Below are 11,838 nucleotides of genomic sequence, written 5' to 3'. Positions count from 1 at the left end.
TTCGCCTGCGATCGCACGTGCCACGCGTCAGGGATGGACGACAAAAAAGGGCCAGCTCATGAAGAGCTGGCCCTTTCTCGTGGGAGCTGTCGATATTCCGGGTCTGCGCGATCCCGGCCCGCTTGCAGCGCGTCGGCCTCGTGGCCACGCGCCGCGGCGGACGGCGCCGCAGTGTCAGGCTGCGGCGACGAGCGGGGTGACCGAGTGGTTGTCCTCGCGCTCGATCGCGTGGTGGATGGCGTCCTTGAGCATGTCCTGCAGCGCCTCGACGTCGATGCTCGAGGAAGGGCGGTAGACGAAGCCGATCGCCATGGGCTGGTCGACGGCATAGGCCGGGATGAGCGCGGCGCAGGCCTCGGCATCGACGCCGAAACCGGCCTCGCCGGTGGCCATGCCCTTGCGTTCGTACTGGTCGATCATCGCGAGCATGTCGGGATAGGGGATGTGCTCGCCCGGCGCTTCGGCGTTGAGGCGGCGCACGATGCCTTCGCGGCGCGGGCGCGAAAGGGTCGAGAGCAGGAGGCGGCCAACGGCGCTGTCGGTCAGGCGCTCGGTCTGGCCTCCGGTGAAGTTCTCGCAGAACATGCCGGCGCGGCGGTTGGTGGCCGAGCGGCAGTTGAAGACCTGCGCTTCGACACCGACGAGGCCGAACAGCGCGACGGTCAGGCCCGATTGTGCCTGCAGGCGGTCGAGCAGGAGAGTGAGGCGCCCGTCGCGGATGATCGGGGCCTGGGTCGACCCGCCGAGCATCGCGGCGCGCGGGGTCGGGCGATAGGAGCGGCTCTGGCCGTCCTTGTAGAGAATGCCGAGTTCGACAAGGCTCGAAAGCAATTCCGAAGTGCTCGATTGCGGACGGTCGTAACGACGTACGATGTCCATGACCGTTGCCTGGGGGTGGGCCTCGTCGAAGAACTGAAGAACCTCGACCACCCGCCGTGCGATTTTCGCCTTGTTCGATGTGTGTGCCAGCATGTCTCTCTCCACTACTCTTATTGAACAGCAGTGTTGACTTGCCGGATGCCCAAGTCAAGAAAAATGACACCATATCGGTTTTTGTGCTTGCGCTATGTCGCAGTTGGAGCCGGGAATGGCTGAAATGCAAGGGTTTCGCGTGGGTATAGAAGATTATATTCTTGACATTGCTGCACTGCGAGACGGCCTTCCGGATGCGCGCGTGCCCCTCGTCATGATCGACCTCGAGCACGTGCCGCCCGAGTGCAATCGTTTGGCAAGCCTTTCGGACCTGCCGCCCTGTCCGGTGATCGGGCTGGGTGATTCGGACCACCCCCTCGCGGCCTCTCTCGACTGCGTGGTCGAAGCGCCGGTGCGCGCCGAGAGCCTGCTCACCGCGATCCTCGCGCGCCCGCTCGCGGCCGGGGTGCTGGTCCAGTTGCTGCGCACGATCGAGGGCATGGACCCGATGTCTGCGCTGCTCGTCGAATCGCTCGCCTATGCGACCTTGCAGGGAGGCGCCGAATACCGCGACTGGCTGGGCACCCGCGCGCCGGCAGCAAGATTACCCGGTGGCGAGCTGCGTGTCGCGCGCCGCGGCGATGTCCTGTCGATTGAGGTCGATCGGCCCCATGCGCGCAACGCCATCGACGCGGCGATGCGCGACGCCTTGCGCGAGGCCTTCGACCTCGCAGCAATCGACCCGACCATCGCGCGTGTCGAGCTGCGCGGTGCGGGACGGGCCTTCGGGGCAGGCGCCGACCTGTCGGAGTTTGGAACCACGCGCGATCCGGCACAGGCCCATGCGATCCGGATGCGGACGCTGCCCGCGCTCGCCGCAGCCCGCTGCCGTTCGCGCATGGTCAGCACTGTGCAGGGATTGTGTGTCGGGGCATCGCTCGAACTGGCGGCATGGGGGCGCATCGAGGCGCATGAGGACGCGATATTCCACTTGCCCGAACTGGCGATGGGCCTGCTTCCCGGCGCGGGCGGCTGTGTCTCGCTCTCGCGCAAGATCGGGCGGCAGCGCACCGCGCTGATGGTGCTATCGGGCCGCCGTATCGGCGTGAGCACGGCGCGTGACTGGGGGCTCGTCGATGCTGTCGTGGGCGAGGACCGGGCGCTCGTGGACAAGGCGCCCGGCTGAAATCGTGGCGCGCACCATCGCGCCATCGAGCTGTTCGCGGGCTTCGTTCCAGGGGCGGTCGAGCAGGCACAGATCGGCCGCGGCACCCGGCTCGACACGGCGCTGGCGCGCGAGATCGAGGGGATCTGCGAGGAACAGGTCTAGCGCCTGTTCGGGATCGAGGCTTTCGGCAGGTCCGATGACGTGCCCCTCGCGGGTGCGCCGCGTGCAGGCCGCGCGCATCGCCGCCCATGGGTCGATGGTACCGTAAGGCGCGTCGCTGCCCGCCGCCAGCACGACACCGGCCTTGCGGAAGGCGCGCAGGCGATAGAGGTGCGGCCAGTCCTCGCTCGCGACGCCTTTCCGATACTGGTCGCCACGTTCGGCGATGAAGGCGGGCTGGCTCACTACCTGCAGTCCGAGCTCGGCGATTTGGGCGACGAGCGCGTCAGGGGCGATGCCTGCGTGTTCGATGCGGTCGCCGCGGACGGGACCGGCCTCGCGCAGCAGGGCGAGCGCGAAGACCAGCTCGACCTCGGTGGTGCAATGGATGGCGAGACCGCGACCTTGCGCATGGGCGCGGCGGGCAAGGGCGATCTGCGCATCGAGATCGGGCAAGGCGGCCTCGTGCAGGTGGATCTTCACCGGGCCCAGCGCCAGTCCCGGCGGCATCGCGACTTCGGCCAGTTCGCGCGTTCCGGCGATGACCACCTGCGGGGCGAAGCCGTCTTGCCGCGCCGAGGCGAGCCAGGCGACCGTCTCGGCATTATTGTTGGGCGACATGTCGGTGACCCCGGTCACGCCGTAGCGCGAAAGGTCCCGCCCGAGGGCCGTGAGGTCGGGGGGCGAGCCGGCGAGCACGCGGCGCAGCCATGCGTCCTCGTCGAATAGTCGTCCGGTCCAGCCCCCAGCGTCGCGCTCGAGGCCGGACGGCGGGGCGGCGTTCTCGAGCAGGAGGTCGAGAGCCCGGCTGTTGAGGAACCACATCCGGCCCGAGCGGTGCTGGATGCGCAACGGGCGCTCGGGCAACCATCCATCTAGGTCCTCGCGGCGCAGCATTCCCGCGACGCTCTCGTGGTAGCCGGTTGCCCGCAGCCAGCCGCTGCCGCCGGCCCTGCGCAGCGCTTGCCTAAGCGCGCTTTCGTCGCAGACCGCGGGAGGGCCGCAGTCCAGCGAGGCGCGCGCCGCCGCCGTTGCGGCGAGGTGGATGTGATGATCGTGAAGGCCGGGCAGCAGTGCAGCGCCCCGGGCATCGATCACCCGCTCGCCGGGACGGGGAGACAGCGCACCCACCGCCTCGATGCGCGTGTCACCCACGCGAACGTCACGGCAGATGCCCGGCGCGCCAGTGGCCCATATCTCGGCATTGCGGATCAGCATGGTACCGCAGGGGCAACGAGGGGCCTGCCGACACGCTTGCCCCACGCGACGAGATCGCGGGTGAGGGTGCGATCCTCGGCTATGGCCAGCGCGACGCTGGCGCTCATCGAGAGCACGATGCGGGCAGCCTCGCCGCGACGGTGACAGGCCATGGCGGTCTGCGCGGCCAAGATCCCGCTCAGCGGGTCGGCGATGGCATCGCCCACGAAGCCGACTTGTCCGGTCGCGGCGAGAAGGCGCGCGGAAAGGCCCCCGGCAACGGCGGTATCGTCGCCGAAGCCGACCCAGTTGCCCGCCTCTGCGGCAATGCCGTGGCCGGTGATGGTCAGCCAGACGAGCCCGGGATGCTCTCTGACCAGCTGGTCGGCATCGAAGCCGAGCTGGCGCAGGGCGCGCGGGCGGGCGGCCTCGATGACGATGTCGCTTCGCGCGATCAGGCTGGCCAGCTGCGCGCGCCCCTCGCCGGTGCGCAAGTCGAGACGGCACGATGCCTTGCCCGCGGCGAGACTCGCGAAGTGCACCGGGTCGCTGTCTTCGAGCGGGTCTTCGCGTCCCGCACTGACGACGCGGGTGACATGCGCCCCGCAAAGGTGCAGCAGTCGGCCAGCGAGCGGGCCTGCCCACAGCGCGGTGAGGTCGAGCACGCGCGGGCGTCGGGCTGGCGCGCCGCGCACGGGGCCGCGCGCGGTGACGGCCAGCGCGGGCGAGACGGGGCTTTCGGACAGGCCCGCGATGGCCATGCCCAGCAACCTGCCGCGCGCGACGGCCTCATCCTGCGCGATTGCGGCAAAGGCGGCGTCGAGATCGATGACGCTATCGCTGGAGAACAGCGCCGGCAGAAGGTCGCGGTCGGCACGGCGCGCGAGGTTGAGCGCCACCCATCCGTCGCGTGCGCGGTAGAACCGGCAACCGCCATGGCACGAGATTCGTGCGGGCACGCTGAAGCCCTGGCTCGCGGCGCGCTCGCCAAGCAGCGCCCCGGCCTCGGGCAGCGCAGCCGATGGGACCAGACCTGCAAGCCGGTCGAGCCGGTCCTGGGCCCAGCCGGTGAGCGGGATCGCGCTGGTCAGCAAGGGGCTGCGCGGCACGGCGTGTTCACCGCGCGAACCAGGTCTTGACCTCGCGGCGCAGCAGCTTGCCCATCTCGTTGTAGGGCAGGGTCTCGACCACCAGCGAGCTTTCGGGCACGCGGCTCGAGCGCAGGCGCTCGCGCACCAGACGGCACAGTTCCTCGTGCGCGGGGCATTCGTGGCCATCGGCGGGGACCACCGCGATGCCCACCGCCTCGCCCCATTCGAGGCTGGGAATGCCGGTGGCGCAGGCGTCGGCGATCGCCGGGTGGGCTAGCAGGACGTCCTCGATCTCGCCGGGCGAGATGTTTTCGCCGCCGCGCACGATGACGTCGTCGGCGCGGCCCGAGAGGAACAGGTAGCCCTCGTCGTCGAGATAGCCGGCGTCGCGCGTGGGGAACCAGCCATCGGCGGTCAGCGCCGAGCGCTCCTTGTATTCGCCCGATACCTGTTCGCCGCGCACGAAGATCTCTCCTGCCTCGTTGGGCCCCAGAACATGGCCTTCATCGTCGCGGATTTCCAGCTCGATCGTGGGCAGCGGGCGCCCGACCGAGGCGAGGCGTGCGCGCACCTTCGGATCGGACGAGGCCTTTGCCGCGCGGTGGTCCTCGGGGCCGAGCAGGGCGATGGTCGAGCTGGTCTCGGTGAGGCCATAGGCATTGGTGAAGGCGGTCTGCTCGAACAGGTCGAGCGCCTCGCCGATCAGCTCGATCGGCATCTTGCCTCCGCCATAGGACAATGCGGTGAGCGAGGAGAGGTCGGCCTCGTGACCGCCGCGGATCGCCTCGACCACGCGGGCGAGCATGGTCGGCACCACGAAGGCATTGGTGACCTTCTCGCGCGCGACGAGGTCGAGCCACTTTTCGGGCGTGAAGGCGGGCAGAAGCACGATCCGGCACTGCGCGTAGATCGAGGTGAGCAGCGCGGCGATACCGGCGATGTGGTAGGGCGGCACGGTGACGAGCCGGCCCATGCCCTCGTCCGCCGAGCCGAACTCGACCGTGCCGATGACGTAGCTGGCAAGGTTCGCGTGGCGCAGGATCGCGGCCTTGGGTGCGCCGGTAGTGCCGCTGGTGAACAGCTGGACCGCGACGCCGAGCCCGGCGTCGGCTTCCTCGATCGGCGTGGCGGCCTGCGCTGCGCGCACGAAGTCCGCCCGCTGGAAAAGGGTGTTGGCGCCATTGTCGTGGAGCCTTCGCACACGGTCGACGTCGCCCACCAGCAGGCAGGGCGTGATGCGCGCGAGCAGCCCGGCGAGGTCGGCGTCGGCAAGGCGATAGTTGAGCGGGACATAGGGCACGCCTGCGAGCGCCGCGCCGAACAGCGCGAGAACTGCGGCCTCGCTCGATTCGTCGAGCAGCGCGACATATTCGGCGCCGCTTTCGCGGATCAGCGTGGCCGCCCCGCGCGCCGCTTCGTACAGCGCGGCGTACGTAAAGCGCCGGGTCTCGCCGGCGTCGTCGCAGACCAGCGCGATGCGCTCGGGTGCGGCACCCGCGGCCATCTCGAGGAAGAGGGCGATGTTCATCGCGCGGGGGCCCTTTCGTGTCAGTCCGAGGCCGGAAGCGGCTTGGCATCCTTGGTCGAGAGCGGCGTGCCGTCGACCGAGAGCGAACCCTTGCCCGGTTTCACGCAGAGCAGCTCGAAGCTGTTGCCGGCGTCGACGTAGCGCTTGCCGATCAGCGTGCCCTGCGCGTGCGCCGCATCGGGCTCGCCGCCGTCCTGCTTGTCCTCGGCCATCGGCTTGCCGCCGCATTCGATGGTGCCGGCCCCTGCGCGGATGACCATCACTTCGGTGTCGCAGGTGGCGCTCTTGAGGCGGGTCCCGGGTTTCATGGCTGTGTCCTGTCTGTGGTGTCTGGTGATAGGCGGGTCAGGCGATGGCGCCGGTGGACTTGAGCTTCTCGATGCGGTCCCATTCGAGGCCCAACTCCATCAGCACCAGTTCGGTGTGTTCGCTGGGCTGGGGTGAACGCGTCGTCTCGATCGGCTCGTGGTCCCATTCGACCGGGCTGCGCGAGAGCCTGAGCGGCTTGTCGCTGCCGTCCGCGGCGGCGACCTCGATGATGTGGTCGTTGGCCTTGACCTGCTCTTCCTCGGCCAGTTCGAGCAGGTTGAGGATCGGCGCCCACTGGCCCTTCATCGTGCGCAGGTGCTCGCGCCAGTAGGCGAAGGGGTGCTGGGCGAAGGCTTCGACGAGAATCTCGCTCGCGGCGGTGGCATTCTTGATGAGGCTGAGCGGATCGGCGAAGCGCGGGTCCGCCGCGGCCTCGGGACGACCGACATGGGCGAAAGTGTCCTCGATCAGCCCGGTCGGGCTGACCATGCACAAGTTGATCGTGCGCCCGTCGCTCGTGCGGAAGTTGCCCATGAAGGGATTGCGCGCGTTGCCGCCCGAGCTTGGCATGGGATTGCGGGTGATGACCCCGGTCTCCAGCGCCTGCGCCATGTTGGCGCCCGCCGCCCATGTCGCGGTCGAGAGCAGCGAGACGTCGAGTTCCTTGGCCTCGCCGGTACGTTCGCGGTGGAACAGCGCCGCCGAGATGCCGCCGGCGATGAACATGCCACCGATGGAATCGCCGAAGGCCTGGATGCCCTGGCTGAGCGGGCCGTCCATTTCGGGCGGGGTCATGCAGTCGGCGATGCCGCTGCGGCTCCAGAAGGCGGTGCCGTCGAAACCGCCGAGTTCGCGCTCGGGGCCCTTGTCGCCCCAGGCACTGCCGCGCGCGTAGATGATGTTGGGATTGGCGCGGCGGATGTGCTCGACGTCGAAATTGTACTTGCGCCGGTGCTTGGGCAGGTAGTTCGTCAGGAACACGTCGCAGTGCTTCGCCAGTTCGTAGAGCACTTCCTGCCCTTCGGGCGTGGTGAAGTCGACGCCGACCGAGCGCTTGCCGCGGTTGGGGTGTTCGAACAAGGTGTGGCGCTGCGGGTCGAGCGTGACCCCGCCCATGTTGAGAAAGCCGCGCTGGGTATCGCCGCGCACGGGATGCTCGATCTTGATGACGTCGGCGCCCCAGTCGGCAAGGACCGCACCGGCGGCAGGCACGAATGTGAACTGCGCCACTTCGAGCACCCTCACGCCTTCCATAACCCTCGCCATATCCCGGTCTCCCCTTTTTTGTCTGGTTTGAGGGATAGTGGCGAGCGCGGCCATCGTCACCCTCTCGGGGCTCTCGCGGTGCGATCATCGCTCCAACGATAGCGATGTGACCCGGTGCGCCGTGGCGATATCCGGTCCGGGCAATGGATTTCGCGCGCGGCGTGCCTAGAGCTTGCAGCCGGACAAGAACACGCAATTCGGGAGAAGCAGGCCATGGAACTCGACAGTTCGACCAGCGCGGTCGTCACCGGTGGCGCCTCGGGGCTTGGGCGCGCCAGCGCCGAGGCGCTCGCGGGCAAGGGCGTCAAGGTGGCGATCTTCGACCTCAACAAGGAAGCCGGCAATGCCGTGGCGCAAGCCATCGGCGGCAGCTTCCACAAGGTCGACATCATGGACGAGGCCAGCGTCGAGGATGGCTTTGCCGCCGCGCGCGCTGCACACGGGCAGGAGCGCGTGCTGGTCCATTGCGCGATGGCTTCCAAAGGCGGCAAGACGATCAGTCGCGACAAGGAAACCGGCGCCTTCAAGCGCATGAGCAGCGAGGACTACGCCTTCTCCGCGCAGGGCATCCTCGTTGCCAGCTACCGCGTCGCCTCGATCGCGGCGCTGGGCATGGCAGGCAGCGAGCCGGTCAACGCCGATGGCGAGCGCGGCTCGATCATCCTCACCTCCAGCGCCGCAGCCGAGGACGGGCAGATCGGTCAGGTCGCCTATGGCTCGCTCAAGGCCGGGGTCAACGGGCTGGTCCTGCCGATGGCGCGCGACCTGATGGACCTTGGCATTCGCGTCAACTCGGTGATGCCCGGCATCTTCGCCACACCGCCGATGCTGCGCTTCAAGGAGTTCAACGAGAAGATGTGGGATGCGCTCAACGCCTCGGTGCCGTTCCCCAAGCGGCTCGGCCGACCCGACGAATTTGCGAGCCTCGTGCTCGAGATTGCCGCCAACAGCTACCTCAATGCGCAGAAATTTCGCATTGACGGCGCGATCCGGATGCCGCCGCGCTGACAGTGCCGCAGGGCGGTACAAGCCTCTGTAACAAAAGCGATCTTGGGCCCACCACCGGGCTGCGGCGGCAGCGAGTGGTGGGCCTCGTTGCGTTTATCGCATTCGCACTTGCAAAAAAATTTACTAAGCTAGCTTTACAATTCTATCGGGAAATACTAAACAAGGTTAGCAATTGAGGAAATGACCTCCCAACCGATTCCCGGACCACGCAGCCGCAAGGGCACCGCGTGCTCCGAAACAGAAAGAGACCGATCATGAAGACCAAGCTCAAGTTCGCTTCGCTCGCTTCCGTCACCGCGCTCGGCGTGCTTTCGCTCGCCACGCCGCAGGTGGTCCTCGCCAATCCCGACGGTTCGGCCAACGCTACCGCCAACATCGCCTCGGTCGCACAGGCAAAGACGCCCGCGCAGGCCAAGAAGGGCTCGATGATCTACAGCGACGGCAAGCGCATCGGCCAGGTGTTCCGCGTCCGCGACAACGGCGACGCGCAGGTCGTGATCAACGGCAAGAGCCACCTCGTGCCCGCTTCCAGCCTGATCGAGGAAGACGGCAAGCTGACGACCACGCTCAGCCGCGCCGAAGTCGTCTCGACCAAGGGCTGAGGCCTCAGCCATCTCCCGGACCTTGCTTCGCACCCGGGTCCGAATGACCGCGCAAGCGGAATTGGGCTGCCGTACCAACGGCAGCCCTTTTTTATGGCCGGCCCCTTATGCTCAGCCTTGCCAGCCAGAGGCGCGCAAGGTGGCAGCGGGCATTACTGCGCCGTGCCGGAGCAGGCGGGGTTGGCCGCACCCGGTATCGTGATGAAGGTGATGCTCGATGCCGGCAGGGGGACCGCGCCGGTATGGGCCTCGCCCTCGAGCGCGGGCAGCGCGTCACCGGCCGCGAGCGCGAGCGGCTTACCGCCGAGCGCGACGCGCTGCGCATCGCCGGGAACCGCGCTCAGGGTATAGGCCTGCACCTGACCTTGTCCTGCCAGTGAGATCGAACCAGCGGTTTCGCGCCCGAGATTGACTGCGAGCAGCGTGACCCCGCCCGCGACTGCGCGCTGGCAATGGGCGTAGAGGCGCAGATTCGGGTCCGGAGCGAACGACCGCGCGTCGAGAACGCCTGTTCCCATGGTCTTGCGCCACAGCAAGGCGGCCCAGTAATTGGGGCGAGGCGCGAAGCTGTGTTCGTCGAGCAGGGCATAATCGCTTGCCGCCAGCGTATTGTGCATCGAGACCTCGACACCTTGTCGGGCGGCATTCGCAAGCTGGTCAACGAAGCGGAAGCTGTCGGCGAACCCGGCGGCCTGCGGGTTGCCGCCGCAAGCGGTTTCGGCGGTCTCGCTCAGCCACACAGGTGCCTCGGGTGCGACCCGAGCGCGCAGGCGCATGGTATTGGCGATCGCGCCGTCCAGCATGTCCAGCCATTGTGCGGCTTGCGGATCGGGCCGCGTGCCCGCGCAGCGCTGCGAGATCTCGCCATAGAAGTGGAACGAGACGATATCGGGACGCGTCGCGTCATCCGGAACCAGTTGCTCGGTGGGCAGCTGCTTGATGAAGGCGGGCAGCGCGCGTCCCGCGCCAAATTCGAAGGCGCCCGGTGCCATGACCTGCGTCTCGGGCGAACTTGCCGCGAGCCATGTGTGAAACCGTGCATAGTCGCGCCGGTAATCGGCGGCGCTGTAGCCTTCGGGGGGCTGGGTGCCGCCGACGAGATTGGGTTCGTTGGCGAACTCGCTCGCCCAGATCGTGCCGCCCAGCGCCTTTGTCGCGGCGAGGAAGCTTGCGGCATGGTCGGGCTGCCACGCGCCATCGGCATCGCGCGTGCCCGCACTAGTCGCCATCGAGGTGACGATGCGGGCATCAACCGCCTTGGCGAAGTCGATTGCGCCGCGCCACTGCGCCCGGGTCAGCACCGCATCGAAGCCTTCGGGCGCGGGACCGTCATGGTGTTCGACGTCGGCGTAGACCGTCGCGTTGGCCCAGGTTCCGCTGTAGCGCACATAGACCGGAGCGAGTGCTCCGGCCAGCTTGCGCAGGCGCGGATTGGCGAGGTCGATCGGAGGGCGGTATTCGTACTGGTCCGCCTTGTCGGCAATGCCGTTGCGATAGGGCTTCCAGAACCGCCCTCCGGTCAGCTCGACCATTTCCACGTTGTAGGAGAGGAACCGCTCGCTGACGCGGCCGACGAGGGGCAGGCTGCCCGCGCGCAGCGTCGCCTCGGTCGCCTTGCGCGCCGGAGCCGCGCCGTCCGCAGGGCTTCCCGGTACGTGCTGCCCGGCGCAGCCGCTCAGCAGGGCACCGACCAAGAGCGGCAGGAGGCGCCCCGGCAAGGGTGACGCCATTGCACTGCAGCGGTCCATGTCGGGCGCAGCGCAAATGCGGCGAGGGCGGACGAACGAGGTCGGGCGGTGAGGCTGCGCTTTCATGGCCATGGCCTAGAGCCAGTCGGAGCGATCAGGCAAGCGAAAATTTTTACAGTGTAAAAAGCGATGTCGGGCGCTCTCCTGTGCCGGCTGAAACCGTGCTAGGGACGGCTCGATGGCCAGCAAGAACCACGATCAGGAGCCAGTCGAGGCGGGCGTGAAGCCAAGTGTGAAGGGCGGCGCTGCGCCGAAGTCCGCGAAGGCCGAGGCGCGCCGCGAGGCGATCCTGCGCGGCGTCACTGAAATCATTACCCGAGATGGCTATCGCCACCAGTCGCTGCGCGAACTGGCCAAGGCGCTGGGCATGGAGGCGCAGCACGTCCTCTACTATTTCGGCAATCGCGAAGAGCTGCTGCAAGGCGTGATCGAATTGTGGGATGCCGACAGCGTGCGCGATCCCGACCTTGCCGGGATGGTCCTGCCCAGCCTCGATCTCTACGTGGCGGCGGTCAGGCGCAGCTGTGCGGCGCCGGGGATCGGCTATCTGTACCTGTCGCTTGCCGCGAATGCGGTCGTGCCCAGCCATCCTGCGCACGAATTCATGAAGGCGCGCCAAGAGATGGTGCGGCGCGATCTGGTCGCGGCCATTGAGGCCGAGCAGGCGGCAGGGACGATTGCGCAGACGATCGACGCGAAGGTAGCCGCACGCCAGCTCTCGGCTCTGGCCAATGGCCTGCAGCTCCAGGCGCTGATCAATCCGGATTGCGATCCCGCTGGCGACATGGCGGCCGCGATCCGCCACTTGCGCGGACAGGTGGACTGAGCGCGGCGAGGCGCGGGCACCGGG

General features: G+C 68.0%; 11 protein-coding genes. 4 read left to right on the top strand and 7 right to left on the bottom strand.

What is annotated here, in order from left to right:
* Positions 1-174: 174 nt before the first annotated feature.
* Positions 175-972, bottom strand: coding sequence for a helix-turn-helix domain-containing protein (locus I5E68_RS16805; protein WP_197166143.1), 798 nt, complete (start codon positions 970-972; stop codon positions 175-177).
* Positions 973-1,174: 202 nt separating this feature from the next.
* Here I5E68_RS16805 and I5E68_RS16800 point away from each other — a divergent pair, with 202 nt between their 5' ends.
* A complete protein-coding gene (locus tag I5E68_RS16800) occupies positions 1,175-2,098 on the top strand; it encodes an enoyl-CoA hydratase/isomerase family protein (protein WP_323982202.1) in 924 nt (307 codons plus the stop codon).
* Here the strand turns inward: I5E68_RS16800 and I5E68_RS16795 are convergent.
* The 5 genes from I5E68_RS16795 to I5E68_RS16775 are packed head-to-tail and all read right to left on the bottom strand — an operon-like array spanning position 1,997 to position 7,630.
* Complete coding sequence (locus tag I5E68_RS16795) at positions 1,997-3,457, bottom strand: amidohydrolase family protein (protein ID WP_197166142.1); 1,461 nt, start codon at positions 3,455-3,457, stop codon at positions 1,997-1,999. The genes I5E68_RS16800 and I5E68_RS16795 overlap by 102 nt on opposite strands.
* Positions 3,451-4,545 carry a CoA transferase gene (locus tag I5E68_RS16790; protein ID WP_197166141.1) on the bottom strand — a complete coding sequence of 365 codons (1,095 nt, stop codon included), beginning with the start codon at positions 4,543-4,545 and terminating at the stop codon, positions 3,451-3,453. Before I5E68_RS16790 ends, I5E68_RS16795 begins: the two co-directional genes overlap by 7 nt.
* Before the next feature lie 7 nt (positions 4,546-4,552).
* The gene (locus I5E68_RS16785; protein ID WP_197166140.1) at positions 4,553-6,055 is read right to left on the bottom strand and encodes a class I adenylate-forming enzyme family protein; all 1,503 of its coding nucleotides are present in this window, start codon (positions 6,053-6,055) and stop codon (positions 4,553-4,555) included.
* Positions 6,056-6,075: 20 nt separating this feature from the next.
* Entirely contained in the window at positions 6,076-6,363 is a 288-nt protein-coding gene (locus I5E68_RS16780; RefSeq protein ID WP_197166133.1) for a hypothetical protein, read from the bottom strand.
* A 37-nt stretch (positions 6,364-6,400) separates the two neighbouring features.
* Positions 6,401-7,630: a CaiB/BaiF CoA transferase family protein gene (locus I5E68_RS16775; protein ID WP_197166131.1), complete on the bottom strand. Its 1,230-nt coding sequence runs from the start codon at positions 7,628-7,630 to the stop codon at positions 6,401-6,403.
* A 213-nt stretch (positions 7,631-7,843) separates the two neighbouring features.
* On the opposite strand from I5E68_RS16775, the gene I5E68_RS16770 reads away from it, so the two are divergent.
* On the top strand, positions 7,844-8,638 hold the full coding sequence (locus tag I5E68_RS16770; RefSeq protein WP_197166129.1) for an SDR family oxidoreductase: 795 nt from the start codon (positions 7,844-7,846) through the stop codon (positions 8,636-8,638).
* A gap of 254 nt (positions 8,639-8,892) precedes the next feature.
* Positions 8,893-9,240: a hypothetical protein gene (locus tag I5E68_RS16765; RefSeq protein WP_197166127.1), complete on the top strand. Its 348-nt coding sequence runs from the start codon at positions 8,893-8,895 to the stop codon at positions 9,238-9,240.
* Positions 9,241-9,392: 152 nt separating this feature from the next.
* Here the strand turns inward: I5E68_RS16765 and I5E68_RS16760 are convergent, their stop codons facing one another.
* Complete coding sequence (locus I5E68_RS16760) at positions 9,393-10,958, bottom strand: hypothetical protein (protein WP_197166125.1); 1,566 nt, start codon at positions 10,956-10,958, stop codon at positions 9,393-9,395.
* A 208-nt stretch (positions 10,959-11,166) separates the two neighbouring features.
* On the opposite strand from I5E68_RS16760, the gene I5E68_RS16755 reads away from it, so the two are divergent.
* A complete protein-coding gene (locus I5E68_RS16755; protein WP_197166123.1) occupies positions 11,167-11,814 on the top strand; it encodes a TetR/AcrR family transcriptional regulator in 648 nt (215 codons plus the stop codon).
* The last annotated feature ends 24 nt before the right edge of the window (positions 11,815-11,838 follow it).

Origin of the sequence: Novosphingobium aureum, from assembly GCF_015865035.1 — a bacterium.
GTDB classification, from domain to species: domain Bacteria; phylum Pseudomonadota; class Alphaproteobacteria; order Sphingomonadales; family Sphingomonadaceae; genus Novosphingobium; species Novosphingobium aureum.
Note: the sequence above shows the minus strand (reverse complement) of the source record. Positions and strands in the feature narration are given on the sequence as shown.